The sequence below is a fragment of the Telluria mixta genome (assembly GCF_029223865.1).
GTDB lineage: Bacteria > Pseudomonadota > Gammaproteobacteria > Burkholderiales > Burkholderiaceae_D > Telluria > Telluria mixta.
This window is the reverse complement of the sequence record NZ_CP119520.1, coordinates 6,747,455-6,769,357: the sequence shown is the minus strand read 5'-3', so window position 1 is coordinate 6,769,357 and position 21,903 is coordinate 6,747,455. Positions and strand designations below refer to the sequence as shown.

Sequence of the window (21,903 nt, the reverse complement as noted above, 5' to 3'; positions counted from 1 at the left end):
CCCTTGAAATAAACGCGATTGTCGTCACGGGCGCGCGCACGGCGCAATTATGAAAATGGCGGAGTGTGTCAATGATTTCTGCCGATGCTGCGATTTCATGTGCCGCGTTCGCGGTTTTCGTAATTGCCGCCCCGGCGCGGCCCGGCCACCATCTCTCCTTTTTGCCGGGGATATGCAAGTGGACCGTCTCGCGACTATCAGGAACCGCATCGCGCTGTTGTGCGCCACCGCCGTCTGCTGCGGCGGCGCGCTGGCCGCCGAGCCATGGATGAATGCCCAGCTCCCCGCGGACGAGCGGGCCGCCCTCGTGCTGCGCGAGATGACGCAGGACGAAAAGCTGAAGCTCGTCTTCGGCTACCTGGGCGCGGACCACGAGCAGAAGAAGACGAAGCGCCCGGAGCCGTCGCACAACCAGTCGGCCGGCTTCGTGTACGGCGTGCCGCGCCTCGGCATCCCGCACCTGTGGGAAACGGACGCCGGCCTCGGCGTCGCCAGCCAGGGAGGTCCCAACGTGCGCCACGCGACGGCGCTGCCGTCCGGCCTGAACACGGCGGCCACGTGGGACGTGAATACGGCGTACGCGGGCGGCGCGATGATCGGCGCGGAAGCGCGTGCGCGCGGCTTCAACGTGCTGCTGGCGGGCGGCGTCAACCTGATGCGCGACCCGCGCAACGGCCGCAATTTCGAATACGGCGGCGAGGACCCGCTGCTGGCCGGCCGCATGGTGGGCGCGCAGATCCGCGGCATCCAGTCGAACCACGTCGTCTCCACGCTGAAGCACTTCGCACTGAACGACCAGGAGACGGGCCGCACGACGTTGAACGTCCTGATTTCCGAGCAGGCCGCGCGCACGTCCGACCTGCTGGCGCTGCAGATCGCGAACGAGGAGGGCAACCCGGGCGCCGTGATGTGTTCCTATAACCGCGTCAACGGCGTCTACGCCTGCGAGAACACCTGGCTGCTGACCGACGTGCTGAAGGGCGACTGGGGCTTCAAGGGCTGGGTGATGTCGGACTGGGGCGCCGTCCACAGCACGGTGCCGGCGGCGAACGCGGGACTGGACCAGCAGTCCGGCATGCCGTTCGACCTGGCCGACTACTTCGGCGCGCCGCTGAAGGAAGCCGTCGCGAACGGCTGGGTGCCGCAGGCGCGCCTGGACGACATGGCGCGCCGCGTCCTGCGCACGATGTTCGACCACGGCGTCGTCGATCACCCCGTTGCGCCCGCGCCGGATGCCATCGACTTCAGGAAGCATGCGGCCGTGTCGATGAAGGATGCGCAGGACGGCATGGTCCTGCTGAAGAACACCGCCCGGGCGTTGCCGCTGGACCGCGCCGTGAAGCGCATCGCCGTCATCGGCGGCCACGCGGACAAGGGCGTGCTGGCGGGCGGCGGCTCGTCGCTCGTGTACCCGGTGGGCGGCAACGCGGTGCCGGGCATCGCGCCGACGTCGTGGCCCGGCCCCGTCATGTATTACCCGTCGGCGCCGCTGGAGGCGATCCGCCGGCGCGCGCCCGGCGCGACGGTGACGTATGCCGACGGCGCCGACCGCGCCGCGGCGGCCGCGCTGGCGCGCAACAGCGACGCCGTCGTCGTGTTCGCGACCCAGTGGGTGGGCGAGGGCGTGGACGCGGCGGACCTGGCGCTGCCGGACCGCCAGGACGACCTGATCGCGGCCGTGGCGGCGGCCAATCCGAAGACGGTCGTGGTGCTGGAGACGGGCGGCCCCGTCGCCATGCCGTGGTTGCCGAACGTGGCGGCCGTACTGGAAGCATGGTATCCGGGCACGAGCGGCGGCGACGCCATCGCGGGCATCCTGTTCGGCGAGGCCAACCCGTCCGGCCACCTGCCGGCCACGTTCCCGGCGTCCGTGGCGCAACTGCCGCGCCCCGTGCTGGACGGCTATCCGGACGCAAACGAGCGCCGCTTCGACGTCGATTACCACGAAGGCGCGGCCGTCGGCTACAAATGGTTCGACCTGAAAGGGCTCAAGCCGCTGTTCCCGTTCGGGCACGGCCTGTCGTACACGGACTTCACGCTGTCCGGCCTGGAGGCCACCGTGAAGGATGGCGTCGTGTCCGCGTCGTTCACCGTCGCAAACACGGGCAAGCGGGCGGGCCGGGAAGTGGCGCAGATCTACGTGGCGCCCGTCGGCGCGCGCTGGGAAGCGCCGAAGCGCCTGGGCGGCTTCGCGAAGGTGGAAGTGCAGCCCGGCGCCGCCGCGCAGGCGTCCGTCACGGTCGATCCGCGCCTGCTGGCCGTCTACGATCCGGCCACGAAGCGGTGGAACGTGGCGGCCGGCGACTACCGCGTCATCCTCGCGGCCAGCGCGGCGGACGACAAGGCCAGCGAGACGACCGTGCGCCTGGAGGCGGCCGCGTACGACGTCCATGGCAAGCCCCTGCGCACGCGTTCGGCGCCGTGACAGGTGGGTCGCGGCGTTGTGTAACTACAACGCCGCGACGAAACCGCGATCCGGCATGGGTGGGCTGTTATGATTCGAGCGACGTCCCCATGAGAGGTGACGGCCGGAGACAATCAGCCACCATGCCATATGCAAGAGTTTTATAAGAAGGCGCTGTACGCATTCATTCTCATCGTGCTCGCCGACGCGTTGCTGGCGATCGTGCTCGTCGACCGCAGCTATCTGTCGCAGCCGCTGCTGCCGGCGCAGGAGGGCGGCGACGAGCGGGCGCTCCGCTGGCGCCACGGTTTCACGTCGATACCCTATGACGGGCGGCTCATCCGCCTGGACAGCACGGCGCGCGACCAGCTGAAGTTCGACCTGAACCTGCCCGCGGACGGCACGGATCCCAACGTGTCCGCCGACCTGCTGGCGGTCGACGGCAAGGGCAGGCCGCTCCAGGCGGACCTGTCGAAGTACCGCACCGTGTCGTTCGTCGCGAAATGCTCGCCCGCGAGTTCCATGTTCTTCCTCGCGTCGATCTTCGACGAGCACGTGTCGCAGCCCGGGAATTACCTGACTTACCCGCCGGCCCAGACCTTCTTCTCGTGTAACGAGCAGGGCGTGCCCGTCACCATCGACCTGACGCGGCTGACGATACCGCCATGGTGGTTCGACACGGTGCATCGCGACCTGTCGCGCCAGGATTACGTGCTCGACCGCGTGGAGCGCTTCGTCTTCGGGGCGACGGGGCAGAGCCCGCGCGGCGTCCCGGCCCATGTCGAAATCAGCTGGATTACGCTGCACGGCCGCGACTACCGCTACCTCGCCTGGCTGGCGGGCCTCGTGGCGGTGGGATGGGTCGGGTTCGGCGTGTGGTTCTTCCGCGCGCAGGCGCGTGCGATGCTCGCGAGCGTGGACACGCATCTCAAGAAGGACCTGCCGCTCGTCGCCTACCGCCAGCTGACGCTGGAGCCTTACCGCGACAAGGAAAAGGCAGCGGTGCTGAAGTTCATCGCGACGAATTACACGAATCCGGAACTGGACCTCGAAGGCGTCGTCGCCGCCACGGGGACGAACCGCACCAAGGTCAACGACGTGCTGAAATCGGAACTGGGCATGACGTTCACCAGTTACCTGAACAAGCTGCGCCTGACCGAGGCGGCGCGGCTGCTCACCGAGAACGGCGACACGACGGTCGCCGAGATCGCGTATTCGGTCGGGTATGCCAACGTCTCGTACTTCAACAAGCTGTTCAAGGAAGAATACGGGTGCACCCCGAAAGCCTTCCGCACGCTGGCGGACCAGCAGGAGCCGCCGGCCGATCCTGTGCAGGAAACCGCAGCGCCCTGAGTGAAGACGTTGCGCTGGCCATACACATCGCAATTTTCATGTGCCGCGCTGGTGATTTTCAGAATTGTTCCATTGTTTGCTCCTCATCAAAATTGTTGCACCGCCATTAAGGGGTACATGCCGCCAGCCGGCATCCCGAAAAAACGGACGCACAAAAACGCAGAGGAGAAACCAAGTGAAGCAGTTTCAAAGAACCGCCATCGCCACCGGCGCAGCCCAGTTCGTGCTGACGGCCAGCGGGGCCATGTTTGCGCACGGCGCGTACGCCGCCGACGCCGCAAAGAAGGATGAGACGACCACCGTCGTCGTCGTGGGCCAGCGCGCCGCACTGGAATCGGCCGCCGCCCGCAAGAAGAATGCGGACGAGATCGTCGACTCCATCGTCGCCGACGACATCGGCAAGCTGCCCGACAAGTCCGTGACCGAGGTGCTGCAGCGCGTGACCGGCATCACGATCGACCGTACGCTGAACCGCGTCGACCCGCAGCAGGGCGTGGGCGACGGCATCCAGCACTTCGCCGCCGAAGGCACGGGCGTGGCCATCCGCGGCCTGACGTACGTGCGTTCGGAGCTGAACGGCCGCGATTCGTTCTCCGCGAACGGCGGCCGCTCGCTCAGCTTCGAGGACGTGCCGCCCGAGCTGATGACGGGCCTGGACGTGTACAAGAACCCGTCGGCCGAGCAGATCGAAGGCGGCATCAGCGGCCTCGTGAACCTGCGCACGGCGCTGCCGTTCGACTACAAGGGCAGCAAGGGCGCCGTGTCGGTGGAAGCGTCGCGTTCCCAACTGCGCGGCAAGAATGCGCCGGCGTTCTCCGGCCTGCTGTCCAACCGCTGGAACACGGACTACGGCCAGTTCGGCGCGCTGGTCGACGTCGCCCATTCGCGCATGCGCACGCGCAGCGACGGCACCAGCCTCAGCCCGTACATCCCCCGTACCAATGCGGTCGTGGGCGACAACAGCGGCGCGACGCGCTGGATCACGAACGGCGCCAGCTGGACCACCAATAACTTCGACCGCGACCGCGACGGCCTGTACGGCGCGCTGCAGTGGAAGAAGGACCGTCTGTCGTCCTACCTGACCTATTTCCGCTCGAAGTACGAGATGACCACGACGGAAACGTCGGTATCCCAGAACTCGCCCCCGTCCGCGGCGATGCTGGATGCCGGCGCCGAATTCGACAGCCGCGGCGTGCTGCTGCGGGGCGTCGTGCGCGATCCGTCGAATCCTGGCATCAGCATCGGTACCCAGAGCCGCGTCGCGGCCCGCAAGTCCGATACGACCGACATCGCGTGGAACACGCAATGGCGCGCCACCGACCAGTGGACCGTGACCGCCGACCTGCAGCACACGACCGCCTCGTCCTACGGGTACGACAACACGCTGGGCATCGGCACCTTCCTGCCGAAGCTGACCACGAACGTGACCACGTCGCCGCCGACGCTGGCGTTCGACGCCGCCGACACCGCCTACCTGGCCGATCCGAGCCACTACTACTGGAGCTTCACCCAGGAACACCGCGACGAGTCGATCGCCACCCAGAACGCGGCGCGCCTGGACGCCAAGTTCACGTTCGACAGCACCGTGCTGAACGACCTGCGTTTCGGCGTGCGCTTCACCAACCGCGACGCGATGACGCGCTCGACGCACGACAGCGACTGGGCCCAGATCTCGCAGACGTGGTCCGTCGACACCGCCGGCGGCGGCTGGCAGCCGCTGTCCGACTTCGCCCGGCTGAGCAAGCCGAACCTGCGCATGCCGAACGACGTCGCGACGGCACAGTTCGCGAATTTCTTCGGGGGCAAGGCCGGAATGCCGCCGGCCGTCGTCGTCCCGAACCAGGGGTTGCTGGCGGGTGGTCCGCCGGCGTCCTTCACCACCCTGCACAGCTTCACGCAGGCGGTCTGCAAGCAGCCGTGCTCGCAAAGCTGGAACCCGGCCGCCTACGGCGACGACAAGGGCCTGAACGGCCAGCATGAGAAGACCAAGGCCGCGTACGCGCAGCTGCGCTTCGGCGTCGACACCTTGCGCTTCCCGGTGGACGGCAACGTGGGCGTGCGCGTCGTGCGTACCGACATGTCGGCGACCGGCTATACGCTGTTCGATCCGCCGCAGAACCCGTTGCCCGTGGTGCCGCTGATCCCGCGCCTGGCGGACAAGCGCGACTTCAACCACAAGTACACGAACGTCCTGCCCAGCCTGAACGTGCGCATGAAGGCCAGCGACGAGCTGCAGTTCCGCGCCGCGTACTCGAAAGGCATGACGCGTCCGGACTTCTACCAGATGCAGGCCTACACGACGCTGGAACAGAAGGTGAACACGCACCAGGAAAACGGCCAGTCGGTGGTGGACTCCATCGATTACCAGGGCAGCGCCCGCGGCAATCCGGTGCTCAAGCCCGTCACGTCGACCAACTTCGACTTGACGGCCGAGTACTATTTCGGCAAAGGCAACTCGCTGACGCTGGCCCTGTTCAACAAGCGCCTGAAGGACATCATCATCGGCAAGACGTCGGCGTACACGGTGAACGACACGACGGGGACGCCGCACGACTTCCTGATCACGTCGCCAGTGAATGGCGCGTCGGGCCGCCTGAACGGCGCGGAAATCGGCTACCAGCAGTATTTCGACAAGCTGCCCGGTCTGCTGTCGGGCTTCGGTGTGTCGGCCAACTACACGTACGTCGACAGCCGCCAGAACATGGGCAAGTCGCTGGTCAACGGCTGGTGCACGCCGAAGGGCACCCTGAACGCGAACCTCGCCCGCGATCTCTCCGGTTGCGACACGGACGGCCGTCTGCTGAACGCGGACAACACGCCGCTGATCGGGCTGTCGAAAAACTCGTACAACCTGGCCCTGCTGTACGACAAGGGCCCGTGGTCCGGCCGCCTGGCCTACAGCTGGCGCACGAAGTACCTGCAGGCCGTCAACGCCTACGGCACGAACGGCTCCGACGGTATCGACGGCAATCCGAACAGCCCGACCTACCACCAGGGCAGTTCGGTGGGTTATGCGCTGCCGGTTTGGGGCGGTTCGTACGGCCAGCTGGACGCCGGCGTCCACTACAACTTCAACGAGCACCTGAACGTATCGGTGGAAGCGTCCAACCTGACCAATGCGCTGTACAAGCAGTTCATGCAGCAGAATATCGGCATGATGGAACGCGGTAACTTCTACACGGGCCGCCGATTCACGGTGCGGATGGGCTACACTTTCTGATAGCCGCCCCGTGAGTAATATGCCTCCCGCGACCCGGCCGGTTGCGGGAGGTTTTTTGCATTTCCGAACTGGAGAAGATTATGCTCGACAAGGCCATTCGTAAAATCGTCATCGTGGGCGGCGGCACCGCCGGCTGGATGACCGCCGCGCCGCTGGCGCTGAAGCTGGGCGCGTCGTGCGAGATCGTCCTCGTCGAATCGCCGGAGATCGGCACCGTCGGCGTGGGCGAATCGACGCTGCCGACGATCCGCTACTACAACCACGCGCTCGGCATCGACGGCGCCGATTTCGTCCGGCGCACGAAGGCCACGTTCAAGCTCGGCATCGACTTCCGCGACTGGGGCCACATCGGCAACCGCTTCTTCCACGGCTTCAGCGATTTCGGCCCATCCATCGAAAACCGCCCGGCCTTCATGTACTGGCTGCGGCTGGCGCGCGACAATCCGGACATGCCGTCGTACGAGGAATGGTCGATCTCGACGGCGATGGCGCACGCAATCAAGTTCGTGCCGCCGCACGGCGACCAGCCGGGCCCCACCAACGCGTATTCCTATGCGTTCCAGTTCGACGCGGGCCTGTACGCCCTCTACCTGCGCGAGTACGCGACGGCGCGCGGCGTGCAGCGCATCGAGGGCACGGTCGGCGACGTCGAGCAGCATCCGGAAACGGGCTTCATCACGGCCGTGAAGCTGCGCGACGGCCGCCGCATCGAGGGCGACCTGTTCGTCGACTGCACGGGGTTCCGCGGCCTGCTGATCGAAGGCGTCTACAAGGCCGGCTACGAGGACTGGAGCGCCATGCTGCCCTGTAACAGCGCCCAGGCCGTGCCCAGCGCGCTGGCCGACCAGCTCACGCCCTACACGCGGTCGACGGCGAAGCCCGCCGGCTGGCAATGGCGCATCCCGCTGCAGCACCGCAACGGCAACGGCCACGTGTACTGCGACGCTTTCATGTCGGACGAGGAAGCAGGGCGCGTCCTGCTGGCGGGCGTGGATACCGAGCCGCTGGAAGCGCCGCGCCAGCTGCGCTTCACGACGGGCCGGCGGCGCAAGTCGTGGATCAAGAACTGCGTGGCGGTGGGGCTGTCGAGCGGCTTCCTCGAGCCGCTCGAATCGACGAGCATCAACATCATCGAACTGGCGGTCGGCTGGCTGATCCAGTATTTCCCCGACCGCGACTGCAGCCCCGAACTGGCCGAGGAATTCAACCGGCTGGCCGCGCAGCGCTACGAATTCGTGCGCGACTTCATCGTCCTGCACTACAAGCTGACGAACCGCACGGATTCCGAATTCTGGCGTTATTGCGCGAACATGGCCATCCCCGACACGCTGCAGCACCAGATCGACCTGTTCCGCACGTCCGGCCGCATCACCATCTACGATCGCGAAGGGTTCCAGGCCGATTCTTACGCGTCGATGATGCTGGGCCACGGCATCCGCCCCGAGCGGACCGATCCGCTGATCGACCGCATGGACCAGGCACGCCTGCTGGATCACTTCCACAAGGTGCATGCGACGATCCGGCAGGTGGTCGGCACGATGCCGGACCACGCGGCGCTCGTGGCGCAGATCACGGGTGAGCCGATACGAAAATTGTAATCCCGGCTGGCGGATTTCATAATTGCCGGCGCCGGAGCCCACGGGCACCATCCCGTGGATATACGAAGAGCCGCCCTCGAGCGGCCGTCACCTACCTTGGAAAGATTACCGATGAAACGACGTGAACTCCTGCAGCACATGGCGGCCGCCATTCCGGCGCTCGCCATGTCCCCGTATGCCGGCGCCGCCGGCGCCCGCGTGCCCATGGCCACCGGCCCGTTCGAGCCGACCTGGCCTTCGCTGTCCAAGTATGAAACGCCGGACTGGTTCCGCAATGCGAAGTTCGGCATCTGGGCGCATTGGGGGCCGCAGTGCGAACCCGAACACGGCGACTGGTACGCGCGCGGCATGTACGAGGAGGGCAGCGATCACTACAAGTATCACGTCGCGAAATACGGTCACCCGTCGAAGTTCGGCTTCAAGGACGTGATCCACGCCTGGCGCGCACAGCGCTGGAATCCGGACGAACTTGTGGGCCTGTACAAGAAGGCCGGCGCGAAGTACTTCGTCGCACTGGCGAACCACCACGACAACTTCGACCTGTACAAGAGCCGCTACCAGCCCGAGTGGAACTCGACGAAGCTGGGACCGGGCAAGGACCTGGTCGGCGGCTGGCGCGACGCGGCCCGCAAGCACGGCCTGCGCTTCGGCGTGTCCGTGCACGCGGCGCACGCGTGGAACTGGTACGAGACGGCGCAGGGCGCCGACAAGACCGGCCCGCTGGCCGGCGTGCCGTACGACGGCCGCCTGAAGAAGGCCGACGGCAAGGGCCAGTGGTGGAACGGGCTGGACCCGCAGGCGCTGTATGCGCAGAACCACCCGCTCAGCAAGGACGGCGGCAGCACCGACCAGCGCTGGGCATGGGGCGGCGGCGTCCTGCCGCCGGACAAGGCGTATGCGGACAAGCTGTACAACCGCACCGTCGACCTGCTCGACAACTACGACCCGGACCTCGTCTATTACGACGATACCGTGCTGCCCCTGTATCCGGTCAGCGACATCGGCATGCGCCTGGCCGCGCACATGTACAACCGCAGCCTCGCGAAGCACGGCAAGGTGGAAGCGGTCGTTAACGGCAAGATCCTCGACGAGGTGCAGCGCAAGTCGATGGTGTGGGACATCGAGCGGGGCCAGAGCCCGCGCATCGAACCGCTGCCGTGGCAGACCTGCACCTGCATCGGCAGCTGGCACTACGACCGCCGCATCTACGACAACAAGGCGTACAAGAGCGCGCAGACGGTCGTGCACACGCTGATCGACATCGTCAGCAAGAACGGCAACCTGCTGCTGTCCGTGCCCGTGCGCGGCGACGGCACGATCGACGACCAGGAACGCGCGATCGTCGAGGAAATCGGGCGCTGGATGGCCGTCAACGGCGAGGGCATCTACGATTCGCGCCCCTGGGCGATGTACGGCGAGGGTCCGGTGGCGGAAGCGGCCGCGGCGCCCATGCAGGGGCCCGGCTTCAACGAAGGCAAGGGCAAACCGTTCTCCGGCGCCGACATCCGCTTCACGGCCGGCAAGGATGCCGTGTACGCGTTCGTGATGGGCTGGCCGGAAGACGGCAAGGTGACGATCAAGTCGATGCGTGCGGGCGGCGAACACCTGAAGCAGGCCGTGTCGCGTGTCGAACTGGTCGGCGGCGGCACGCTCGCCTTCCGCCAGACACAAGAAGGCCTGCAGGTCACGCTGCCGCAGGCGAAGCCGGCACTCCCGTATGCAATCGCCTTGAAAGTCGCTTGAACATGAAACACGTACACCTGATCCCGGCGCTCGTCGCCGTTGCCGCCGCCCTGCCGGCGCACGCCGCCGCGCCGTACACGGTCGTCTCGCCCGACCACCGCACCCGCATCGAACTCACCGCCGCCGACGGCAAGCTGGAATATACGGTCATCCGCGACGGCGTCACGGTGATCGCACAATCGCCCCTCGGCCTCTCCACGACCCAGGGCGCGCTGGACGGCACCACGCTGCGCGTGACCGGCGTCGAGAACAAGACCGTCGACGAGACGTGGCGCCCCGTCGCCGGCAAGGCGTCCAGCGTGGCGGACCGCTACAGCCAGGTCGAGCTGCAGCTGGCCGGCAAGGACAAGCCGATCAAGGTGAACCTGGTCGCCCGCGCCTACGACGACGGCGTCGCCTTCCGCTACGTGCTGCCGCGCCAGCAGGTGGCCGACCTGGGCATCAGCGGCGAGGCCACGCGCTTCGACTTCCCGGCCGACTACCGCTGCTGGGGCTTCAACCCGGGCCGCTTCGACAGCTCGCACGAAGGCGAATTCGACCCCGTGCCGGCATCCACCATCCGTCCGCACCACACGTTCGACGCGCCGCTCGTGTGCAAGACGGGCAACAAGAAGACCACGTTCGCCATCGCCGAAGCGGACAAGCGCGGCTATGCGGGCGCGTATTATTCCGGCCGCGGCGACGGCGGCCTGGGAGTGTCGGTCGTGCTGGCGCCTCACTACGATGGCGACGTCCAGGTGCAGGGGCCGGCCGTGCGCACGAAGCTGACCGACGCGCCGCTCGCCACGCCATGGCGCGTGGTGATGGTGGCCGACACGCCGGGTGGCTTGACGGCGTCCAGCCTGATCCCGACCCTCGGCAGCCCGTCGGCGATCGCGGATACCAGCTGGATCAAGCCGGGCAAGGCGTCGTGGGACTGGTGGAACGGCTGGGCCGTCGATATGCCCGGCGCCGGCATCAACACGGCGACGTATAAAGCCTATACCGACTTCGCCGCGAGCCTGGGCCTGCAGTACATCCTGATCGACGAAGGCTGGTACGAAGGCAGTTCGGAAAAACCGCTGCCGTCCAATCCGTTGAAGCCGGTCCCCGAGATGGACATGCAGGAGATCATCCGCTACGCGAAGGAGAAGGGCATCGGCGTCTGGGTCTGGCTGCAGTGGAAGCAGCTCGACCGCCAGATGGACGACGCGTTCGCGCTGTACGAATCGTGGGGCATCAAGGGCATCAAGGTCGACTTCATGGACCGCACCGACCAGGACATGGTGGACTTCTACCACAAGATCCTGTCGAAGGCGGCCAAGCACCACCTGATGGTCGACCTGCACGGCGCGTATCCGCCGGACGGCCTGACGCGTACCTATCCGAACTACATGACGCAGGAAGGCGTGATGGGCGCCGAGTACAACAAGTGGAGTGCGCGCGTCACGGCGACCCACAACGTGACCCTGCCGTTCACGCGCATGATCCTCGGTCCGATCGACTACACGCCGGGCGGCTTCCGCTCGATCGCGGCCAAGGATTTCATGGGCCAGCGCCGCAACGTGAAGCCGTTCGTGCAGACGACGCGCGGCCAGGGCGTCGCGATGTACGTCGTGTACGACTCGCCGTTCGGCATGGTGGCCGACAGCCCGGACGTCTACCGCAACGCGGACGGCACGTGGGCCGACGGCGCGAAGTTCATCGGCGCCGTGCCGACCACGTGGGACGAGACGCGCGTGCTGGACGGCGACATCGGCCAGTACATCGTGACCGCCCGCCGCAAGGGCAGCACGTGGTACATTGGCGCGATGACAAACGAATCTGGACGCACGGTCGACGTGCCGCTGGACTTCCTGGCGGCGGGCGCGAATTATTCGGCCGAGATCCTGGAAGACGGCAAGGACCGCAACCACCTGGCCGCGCGCAGCGCACGCGTCACGAACAAGACGCGGCTGAAGCTGACGCTCGCCGGTTCGGGCGGCGCCGTGGTCACGCTGACAAAAGCGGCGCAATGAGCCGCGCAATGATGCGGCGGCCGCTCCGGATCGCGCTGGCGGCATCCCTGCTCGTGCTGTGCCAGGACGCGGCCTTTGCCGCGATCCGGGACGTGCGCGAGGCCGGCGGCGGTATCGAGTACCGGGTGGACGACACCCGTGTCAGGGTCGATTTCGTCACCGACCGTATCGTGCACGTCACGGCCACGCGCAACAAGGACTGGTCCTCGTCCGCGCACCTGATGCGGGCGGAGGTCGCCGAGCGGCCGGGTACGGTGACGGCAAGAGACGAAGGCGAGGCCCGCGTCCTGCGCTCGGCGCAGCTGAGCGTGGCCGTGAACCGGACGACCGGCGCGCTCGTGTTCCGCAACGCGGCCGGCGAGGTCGTCCTGCGCGAGGACGATGCGGCGCCGCGCGCGTTCCAGCGGGTGGCCGTCCTCAAGTCGGTGCCCGATCCGGCGACGGTTTCCATCGTCAAGACGGTCGACGGCGACCGCCAGGTGGCCGGTAAATATGTCCAGGAGAAGGACCGCGACGCGTGGAAGGCGACGGCGCGCTTCCGCCTGGGCGACGGCGAAGCGCTGTACGGCCTGGGCTTCGACGAGACCGCGGACCTGAACCTGCGCGGCAAAACCAGGCGGCTGTACCAACACAACCTGCGGATCGCCATCCCGTTCGTCGTGTCGACGCGCGGCTACGGACTCCTGTTCGACACCTACAGCGCCATGACGTTCGCGGATGGGAAGACGGGGACGTCGGTCACGGGCGACGTCGTGGACGATCTCGATTACTACTTCATCCTCGGGCCGTCGATGGATGGCGCGGTCAAGGGCTATCGCCAGTTGACCGGCGCCGCGACGATGCTGCCGCGCTGGGCGTTCGGCTATGCGCAGTCGAAGGAGCGCTACAAGACGCAGGACGAAGTCGTCGACACCGTGAAGGAATTCCGCAAGCGCCGCATCCCGCTCGACGTCATCGTGCAGGACTGGAATTACTGGACGGAGGGCCGCTGGGGCAGCCCGGTGCCGGAAGCGGCGCGCTATCCGGACCTGTCCGCGATGACGAAGGGCGTGCACGACCGGAACGCGCACGTCATGATCTCGATCTGGCCGAATCCAAGCCCGCTCGATGCGCCCGGCAAGGAACTGAAGGAGGGCGGCTACCTGAGCGGCGGTACGCCGTACGTCGATTTCTTCCGGCCAGAGGCGGCGGACGTCTATTTCCGCAATGTGTGGAAATACCTGGGCCGGCACGGCATCGATGCGTGGTGGTGCGATTCGACGGAACCGGAAGTGGCCGACTGGACGTGGGATGCCAAGCGTTCCGACCGTGCCGACGACGTCAACGTCGACGGCCTGGCGCGCGTGATGGATCCGCAGTACCTGAACGCCTATGCGCTCGTCGACGCGCAGCATTTCATGCGCAACTGGCGCCGGCAGGCGCCCGACAGGCGGCTCGTGAACCTGACGCGGTCCGCCTATCCCGGCAGCCAGGCGGCGGGCGTCGTCGCATGGACCGGCGATATCTCGGCCAAATGGCCCGTGTTCGCGCAACAGGTTGCGGCGGTCCAGAGCTACAGCGCGTCGGGCAACCCCTACATCACGTTCGACATCGGCGGATTCTTCACCGCACACGGGAAGCCCTGGTTCATGGATGGCGACTACGACAAGGGCGTCGCCGACCTGGGCTATCGCGAGCTGTACACGCGCTGGCTGCAATTCGGCGCCTTCCTGCCCATGTTCCGCAGCCACGGCACCGACACGCCGCGCGAGCCCTGGCACTTCGGCGAGCCGGGCACGCCGTTCTACGACGCTATCGTGGATGCCATCCGGCTGCGCTACCGCCTGCTGCCGGCGATCTATTCGCAGGCCGGTCTCGTGCACCTGCGCGGCGCCTCGTTCATCCGCCCGGTGGCGTTCGCGTTCCCTCATGACCCGCGCACGCACGACCTCAAATCGCAGATGCTGTTCGGCGACGGCATCATGGTCAGCCCCGTGACGGCGCCGATGTATTACGCGGCCGGCTCCACGCCGATCGATGGCGCGGCGCGCACCCGCGACGTGTATCTGCCGGCGGGAACGTGGTTCGATTTCTGGACGGGCGAACGCGTCGCCGGCGGCCGGACGGTGACGGTGGCCGCGCCGCTCGCCCGCATCCCGCTGCACGTGAAGGCCGGAAGCATCGTGCCGATGGGCCCGGGCGTGCAATATGCGTCGGAACAGCCTGACGCGCCGGTCGAACTGCGAATCTATCCGGGCGCGGACGGCGACTACACGTATTACGAAGACGCCGGAGAGGGATGGGGCTACGAGCGCGGCGAATATGCGCTCACCGACATGCACTGGGACGACGCGGCGCGCAAGCTGACGATCGCGCAACGCCGCGGTACGTTCCCCGGCATGAAGACGAAGCGCCGGTTCAAGGTCGTCGTCGTCGGACGGGACGGCAAGGCGCGCGATCTCGTGTACGATGGCCGGGCCGTGACGATCAAACAATAATCCCATTCAGGAACCGAGACATGAAGATGCAATTCGCTTCGACCCTGGCGGCTGCCGTCCTGTGCACGCTGGGTACCGCCGCCCACGCGCAGGACACGGACGTCAATGCCGAGAAGGCCCGCGCCAACTTCGCCCGCCCGATCGTCCTCGCCGCCGACGACGTGCGCGCCTTCGCGCCGCCGCCGGCCGGATTCGCGGATGCGCAGCCGGGCCGCGCGCAAGGAAAGGTGGAGACGTTCACGTACGCGTCCAGCGTCACGGGCAAGCGCCGCACGGCCAACGTGTGGCTGCCGCCCGGTTACGACAAGGCGCGGCGCTATCCGGTGCTGTACCTGTTGCACGGCATCGGCGGCAACCAGGACGAGTGGCGCGGCTACGTGCGCGCGCAGGACGTCCTCGACAATCTCACGGCTGCCGGCAAGATCGTGCCGATGATCGTCGTGATGCCGAACGGCCGTGCGCTGGCGGACGACCGCTCGCCGCCCGAGAACAAGGTCTTCACGCCGGAAAACGCGGCCGGCTTCGCGCGCTTCGAACGCGACCTGCTGGATTCGCTGGTTCCCGCCGTCGACGCCGCGTATGCGACGCTGAAGGACAGCGCGCATCGCGCGATCGGCGGCCTGTCGATGGGTGGCGGGCAGGCGCTGAACTTCGGCCTGGGGCATCCGGAAGCGTTCAACTGGGTGGCGGGCTTCTCGCCCGCGCCGAACACGGAAGCGCCCGCGACACTGGCGGGCGAGGCGGCGCAGGCGAAGGGCAGGCTGAAACTGGTGTATCTGTCGTGCGGCAACCGCGATGGCCTGATCAACGTCGCGCAGGGCGTGCATCGCCAGCTGCGCGAGCAGGGTGTCGCCCACGTGTGGAACGTGGACGGGTATGGGCATGACCGGGACAGCTGGGCGGAAAACCTGTACCACTACGCCCAGCTGCTGTTCCGATAATCAGCTTTCTTCGACGATGACGAGATCCCACGGCGCCAGCGTGACGGTCTCGTCGCCCTTGACGGCGCGCGACGTCAGCAGGTCCGTGCCGGCCTTGTGGCGGTACGTGAACGTCGCGGGGCTGCCCGAGTAGTTGAAGTAGTAGCGGACCGTTTTGCCGAACCGATTGACGCCCGTGCGCGCCTGGATGTGGGCCGGCAGTTGCTGGTCCGGTCCGATCAGGCCTTTCTCCTGCAGCACGGATTGCAGGACGGCCTTCTGCAGCTTGTCCGACAAATACGTGCCTTCGTAGACGGCCTTGCCCGCGCCGTACTGGTTCGCCGTGATGGCCGGCCAGCGGCCGAAGAACGGGTGGTCGTACCAGGCCAGCGCCTTCGCCGTATCGAGCTGCAGGAACTCGGCCCAGTGGCGCACCTTGTTGTCGTCGCCGGCCTGGTACGGGTCGCCCTTCAGCGCGAGCGGTTGCGCGAGGTTCGAGAATTCCTGGTAGTGGAAGCCGAGCACCTGGCGCAGCGGGCCCGGGGCCATCGTCCAGCGCACGGCCGCGTTCTCGTTCGCGACGCCGCTCTTCATGCCCATCACGACGTGGCCGCCCTTGCGCACGAACTCGGCGATCCGCTGCAGCAGGGCGTCGTCGGCGATGTACAGCATCGGGACGACCAGGACCTTGTACGCGGACAGGTCGGCCGTGTCCGGGAACACGAAGTCGGTGCCGACGTTCAGGTCGTACAGCGCGCGGTGGATCTGGCGCACTTCCGAGCCGTAGTCGGCATTGCTGCCGCCGCCGCCCCATTGCGACTGCTTCGCGAACGGCATGTCGTTGATGGCGTTCAGGGAGTCGCGGCTCCACAGGATCGCCACGTCGTTACGGATGCGCAGGCCGACGAGGCGCTGGCCGATTTTCTGCAGTTCCTTGCCGGTGCGGCTCATTTCCGCGTACGCGCGGTTCGGTTCCAGGTCGTGCGAGAGGACGCCTTTCCAGTACGTCTCCTGGTTCGCGTGGATCGACGCCCAGTGCCAGTACTCGACCATGTCGGCGCCGTTGGACAGGTGCGTGTAGACGTCCTGGCGGAACTGGCCGTCGTACGGCGGGTACTGGAACGAGGAGCTCCAGTCGGTCGTCTGCGCGTTCGTTTCCGTGACGAGGAAGTTGCCGCCCTTGAGCGAGCGCGTGAAGTCGCCGTCCAGCTTCTGGGCCGCGCCGTTGTACTGGTCCTGCGTGCCCCAGTGGTAGATGTTCACGCCGGCGACGTCGAGCTTCTGCGCGACGGCGCTTTCGTTGACGTCGCCGTGCAGCGCGCCGGCGAAATCGTGCGTGACGAACTGGCGCGGGCCCGCGGCTTCGCGCACGAGCTGCGCCTGCCAGTGCAGGAAGTCCGTCACGCGCATCTGGCTCCAGCGCGACCATTCCAGCTTGTAGCCCGTGCTCTGGGCGCCGTCCGGGCGGGGCAGGTCCGTCCACGAATGCAGGTCCTGGCCCCAGTAGTTCAGGAACCAGGCGCGGCTGAGGTTTTCCGGCGTGCCGAATTTCTTTTCCAGGTAGTGCTGGAAGCGGATGAAGACGTCGTCGTTGGCGGCGCCGTAGCTGGCCGTCTCGTTGTCGACCTGCCAGCCGATGACGTTCGGATTGTCCTTGTAGTGCGCGACGATGCGGCGGATCAGGCGCTCCGCGTAGAAGCGGTACGCTGGGGAATCCGTGTTCATGTTCTGGCGCATGCCGTACGTGTTCTTCGCGCCGTTGAATTTCGTGGCGAGGATTTCCGGGTACTGGCGCGCCATCCACGCGGGGATCGAATAGGTGGGCGTCCCCATGATGACCTTGATGCCGGCCTTGCCCATCGCGTCGACGACGCGGTCCATCCACGCCGTGTCGAAGCGGCCGTCTTCCGGCTCCCACAGGCTCCACGTCGATTCGCCCAGGCGCACGACATTGAAGCCGGCCGCCTTGATCATCTGGACGTCCTTGTCCAGCCGCTCGTAGGGCATGTATTCGTGATAATACGCGGCGCCGTACAGGACGGTCGGCAATTCCGGCTGCGCGGCCGCCGCCGGCGCGCATGCGCCGCCTGCGAGTGCGCACGCCAGCGCGAGCGGGAGGAGTCTCCGTGTGAACATTCGTTGCCTTTCTTATGGATACAGGTCTGGATAGTCAGGCATTCTGACGTGTCGGGCAGGGTGGAGCAATTACGAAATTCGCTTCCTGCCATACGATTTGTCGCAGGTCCCGGCGCTGGGCAATTTCGTATGGGGGGCTGGCATTTTTCACAATTGCGGCGGCGCGTCATGGCTTCCACAATGGCGGGGTAGTCTCCTACCGCCTGGCATGGTAGGTTTTACGGGGCGGCCCTGGGCCGCCCCTTTTTTTTGCCATCGTATTGACCGGGCTGTTATGATCGGGGCGATCGGAGATCACTCAACGGCCGTACGTCAATGCAAGAGTTTTACAAGAAGTCGCTGCTTTATTTGATCGCGCTGTTGATCGTGGATGCGCTGCTGGCGGCGCTGTTCATTTTCCTCAGCCATCCGACCTATTCGCTGTCGCCGGTGCTCCGCAACGGCACCCGCTGGGAACCCGTTGCCGTGAGCGACAGCATCATGGGCGGTACGTCGACGTCCAAGCTGCGGGAGTCCGCCCCCGGCTCGGTGGCGTTCGACTACCGGCTGACAAAGGTCGGCAAGTATCCGTTCATCGGCGCGCGCTTCATTGCCAAAGACGCGAAGGGCGAGCAGGCCACGGTCGACCTGCGCGGATACGACACCATCACGTTCGTCGCGCGCTGTTCGCCCGCCTATCCGCTGACGCTGGGTATCACGGCGTTCGACGATAAAGTCTCCGTCAAGGGAGATCTTTACACCCACCGGCCGACCAGTACGTTCTTTTCGTGCAACGAGCAGGGCGTCCCGGTGACCATCGACTTGCGCCGGCTGACCGTCGCCGGGTGGTGGCTGTCGGTGATGAAGCTGCCGATATCGTCCCAGGATTACCAGTTGGGCAAGGTGGCGGTCATTTCATTCGGGTCAAGTCCGCAGACGCCGTTCGACGTCGATTCCCATGTGGAGTTCAGTAATATCAAATTACAGGGGCGCGATTATCGGTATATTGTCGCGCTCGCGGTGATTCTGGCGATGAGCTGCGTTTTATTCGGATTCTGGTTTTTTCGCACCCATACCCGGACTTTGGCCGCGAGCCTGAATTCCAGATTGAAAAAGGATTTGCCGCTGGTCGCCTATCGCGAGCTGACCGTGCAACCGTATCGGGACGAGGAAAAGGCATCCGTCCTGAAATTCATCGCGACGAATTACACGAATCCCGAGCTGGATCTGGAAAGCGTGGTGGCGGGCACCGGCGCCAACCGGAATAAAGTGAACGACCTGCTCAAAACCGAACTCGGCATGACGTTTACCGGTTATGTGAATAAATTGCGGCTGACGGAAGCGGCGCGCCTGCTGACGGAAAAAAGCACCGCTACCGTGGCCGAGATCGCCTATTCGGTCGGCTACGCCAACGTGTCGTATTTCAACCGTTTGTTCAAGGAAGAATACGGCTGCACGCCGAAGTCCTTCCGGACGCTGGCACCCGACGCCGCGTCCGCGGCCACCGAGCCGCCGCCAAAAATGGTGGGAAACGGCTGATCCAGCCTTCCAATCCCTGCAAAAGTGATCGTACTTTCTGCACGGTGAAAGAAATCCACTTGCTGACGTTATAGGCGCCCCGGGGTGGGGTCCTATTCTTGAGCTGAAGGGGGGCCGCCACCGGTACCCCGTCACGCTACGAGGAACCATCCCATGACTGCGCATGTCCCGTGCCCATCCCATTCCAGCCGCGTGCTCGCAATGAGCGCATCTATCCGGCTGCCGGAACACATCATCCATTGTTTGCCCCGATTTGCCGGGCGTGATGCCGCCTGATCTCCTCGTTGCTGTTTTATCTGTTTACTAAACATGCCATACCGGGCCGTTTAGCCCGGAAACAAAATAAAAATAGTTTCACAGGGAGACGACAATAGTGAAAACGACGAAAGCTTATCGGATAGCGCTGCTATTCAACGGAAACAAAACCTTCGATCGCGACGTGATTGCCGGAATTGCCGGCCATTTGGGCGGTACGCGTGTGGCTTGGGATTTGTTTTTGGAAGAGGATTTCCGCCTGCGCTTGAATGGAATGGATCGCTGGCAGGGCGATGGCGTCATCGCCGATTTCGACGATCCGGCCGTCGTGAGGGCGTTATCCGGCTGCACGGTACCGGTGGTCGGCGTCGGCGGTTCCTATGCGAACGAGGCCGCATACCCGCCCGGCGTCCCGTATGTCGCGACCGACAATTTCAAGCTCGTCAAGCTGGCGCGCGACCACCTGATCGACGTCGGCCTGCAACGCTTTGCCATGTTCAGCCTGCCCGAAGCGCAGGAAAGCCGCTGGGCCCAGGAGCGCGAGCGGGCGTTCCGCACCCTGATGGCGGAAGACCGGATGGAAGCGGAGATCTTCCGCGGCTGCGAGACCAGCGCCGCGTCGTGGGACGCGGCGGTCCAGGGCCAGATCGACTGGCTGCGCAGCCTGCCCAAGCCGGTGGGCGTCATCGCCGTCACGGACGCGCGCGCGCGCCAGCTGCTGCAGGCCTGCGCGATCGCCGGCATCTCGGTGCCGGAGCAGGTGGCGCTGATCGGCATCGACAACGACCCTCTCGTGCGCATGCTGACCCGCATCCCGCTCAGTTCCGTGATCCAGGGCGCGCACGAGATGGGCCGCACGGCGGCGCACCTGCTGGAACAGATGCTGCACGGCGTGCGCCTGTCGAACACGCGCATCCTCGTGCCGCCGGCCGGCATCAACGTGCTCGCGTCGAGCCGCTTCCAGGCCGTCAAGCATCCGCACGTGATGCGGGCCTGCCACTATATCCGCCAGTACGCGTGCCAGGGCATCAAGACGCACCAGGTGGCCGAGTACGTGGGCGTGTCGCGCTCCTCGCTGGAAGTCTACTTCCGCCAGGAGCTGGGCTGCAGCGTGCACGACATGATCCTCAAGTCGAAGCTGGAAGCCGCCAAGGCGGGACTGGAGAGCGGCGAACGCAGCATCGCGGACGTGGCGCTGGGCTGCGGGTTCACGTCGACGCAATACATGCACCTCGTGTTCAAGCGCGAACTCGGCTGCACGCCGCGCGCCTGGCGCGACCGGGCGATGGGAGAGCGCACCGCGGCGTAGCATCGGCGAGAATCGTTCGGCCCGTTGGTGAATTTCGCAATTGAAACACCATGCGCGGGCCGGGAGAATGGCTTCATATCGGAAATCGGGAAGCCAGACTGCAATGACGATCCACCTCATTCCGGGCGCTCCGGCAGCAATGGCCGGCGAACGCTCGTTCACGCTCGAGAACGCGGCCGGCATGACCGTGACGATCGGCGAACGGGGCGCGCAGCTGCGCGCCTGGGTCGCGCCGGACCGTTACGGCCGCATGGCAGACGTGGTGCAGTCCGACGCCGCCGGCCCGCCGTCCGGCGGCCGCTCCGCCCGCTGGGAGGGACGCCAGGCGGACGGCGTCGTCTCGCTGGCGCTCACGTCGGGCGGCGACGGGGCCGGGATGCTCGTGCATTACCGGCTGGACGACGAGGGCGGTCTCTCGATCGAGTACCAGGCCGTGGCCGGCGTGCCGATCCCGCTCGCGTCGCTGGCACATCCCGCCTTCAATCTCTCCGGCGGCCTGGCCGGCGTGGGCGACCACATGGTGCAGATCGACGCCGACTATTTCGAGGAGACGGGACCGGCCGGCACGGCCGCCGGCGTGGCCGCCGTGGGCGGGACGGCATTCGACTTCCGCCAGGCCGCCGCCATCGGCCCGCGCCTGCGCTGGACCGACACCCAGCTGCAGCGGGCCGGCGGCTTCGATCACTGCTTCTGCTGCCGCAACCACTTCACCGGCGGCCAGGGCCAGTTGCGCGAAGTGGCCCGCGTGTTCGACCCGGCCTCCGGGCGCCGCCTCCAGATCCACACGACCGAGGCGGCGGTACGGTTCAGCAGCGGGGCGGGCGTCCCGGGCCTGCAGCGCCTGGACGCGTTCCGCATCGAAGCCCAGGCACGGCCCGGCCTCATGAGCGCGGCCTGGCCGCGCGTGATGCTGCATCCGGGGCAGGTGTACCGGCAGACGACCGTCTACCGGCTTTCACTGCAGGCGTAACTG

At 66.3% G+C, this 21,903-nt stretch carries 12 protein-coding genes; 11 read left to right on the top strand and 1 reads right to left on the bottom strand.

What is annotated here, in order from left to right; all coding sequences use genetic code 11:
• The first annotated feature begins 268 nt into the window (after window positions 1–268).
• From P0M04_RS29755 to P0M04_RS29720, 8 genes are all read left to right on the top strand, one after another.
• Window positions 269–2,425, top strand: a complete 2,157-nt coding sequence (locus tag P0M04_RS29755; RefSeq protein ID WP_259450451.1) for a glycoside hydrolase family 3 C-terminal domain-containing protein — start codon at window positions 269–271, stop codon at window positions 2,423–2,425.
• A 129-nt stretch (window positions 2,426–2,554) separates the two neighbouring features.
• Window positions 2,555–3,757, top strand: coding sequence for a helix-turn-helix domain-containing protein (locus P0M04_RS29750; protein WP_259450155.1), 1,203 nt, complete (start codon window positions 2,555–2,557; stop codon window positions 3,755–3,757).
• A gap of 175 nt (window positions 3,758–3,932) precedes the next feature.
• Entirely contained in the window at window positions 3,933–6,977 is a 3,045-nt protein-coding gene (locus tag P0M04_RS29745) for a TonB-dependent receptor (protein ID WP_259450154.1), read from the top strand.
• Between the two features lie 80 nt (window positions 6,978–7,057).
• The gene (locus P0M04_RS29740; RefSeq protein ID WP_259450153.1) at window positions 7,058–8,575 is read left to right on the top strand and encodes a tryptophan halogenase family protein; all 1,518 of its coding nucleotides are present in this window, start codon (window positions 7,058–7,060) and stop codon (window positions 8,573–8,575) included.
• A gap of 111 nt (window positions 8,576–8,686) precedes the next feature.
• Window positions 8,687–10,318 carry an alpha-L-fucosidase gene (locus P0M04_RS29735; protein ID WP_259450152.1) on the top strand — a complete coding sequence of 544 codons (1,632 nt, stop codon included), beginning with the start codon at window positions 8,687–8,689 and terminating at the stop codon, window positions 10,316–10,318.
• A 2-nt stretch (window positions 10,319–10,320) separates the two neighbouring features.
• Window positions 10,321–12,315 (top strand): glycoside hydrolase family 97 protein, encoded by a 1,995-nt coding sequence (locus P0M04_RS29730; protein WP_259450151.1) that lies wholly within the window; start codon window positions 10,321–10,323, stop codon window positions 12,313–12,315.
• Complete coding sequence (locus tag P0M04_RS29725) at window positions 12,312–14,792, top strand: glycoside hydrolase family 31 protein (RefSeq protein WP_259450150.1); 2,481 nt, start codon at window positions 12,312–12,314, stop codon at window positions 14,790–14,792. Before P0M04_RS29730 ends, P0M04_RS29725 begins: the two co-directional genes overlap by 4 nt.
• A gap of 20 nt (window positions 14,793–14,812) precedes the next feature.
• The gene (locus P0M04_RS29720; RefSeq protein ID WP_259450149.1) at window positions 14,813–15,733 is read left to right on the top strand and encodes an alpha/beta hydrolase; all 921 of its coding nucleotides are present in this window, start codon (window positions 14,813–14,815) and stop codon (window positions 15,731–15,733) included.
• Here P0M04_RS29720 and P0M04_RS29715 read toward each other — a convergent pair whose 3' ends face one another.
• A complete protein-coding gene (locus P0M04_RS29715; RefSeq protein WP_259450148.1) occupies window positions 15,734–17,848 on the bottom strand; it encodes a beta-galactosidase in 2,115 nt (704 codons plus the stop codon).
• Between the two features lie 315 nt (window positions 17,849–18,163).
• On the opposite strand from P0M04_RS29715, the gene P0M04_RS29710 reads away from it, so the two are divergent.
• From P0M04_RS29710 to P0M04_RS29700, 3 genes are all read left to right on the top strand, one after another.
• Window positions 18,164–19,366: a helix-turn-helix domain-containing protein gene (locus P0M04_RS29710; RefSeq protein ID WP_259450147.1), complete on the top strand. Its 1,203-nt coding sequence runs from the start codon at window positions 18,164–18,166 to the stop codon at window positions 19,364–19,366.
• 373 nt (window positions 19,367–19,739) lie between these two features.
• A complete protein-coding gene (locus P0M04_RS29705; protein ID WP_371877338.1) occupies window positions 19,740–20,930 on the top strand; it encodes a XylR family transcriptional regulator in 1,191 nt (396 codons plus the stop codon).
• A gap of 103 nt (window positions 20,931–21,033) precedes the next feature.
• Window positions 21,034–21,900, top strand: a complete 867-nt coding sequence (locus tag P0M04_RS29700) for an aldose epimerase family protein (protein WP_259450146.1) — start codon at window positions 21,034–21,036, stop codon at window positions 21,898–21,900.
• Window positions 21,901–21,903: the final 3 nt, after the last annotated feature.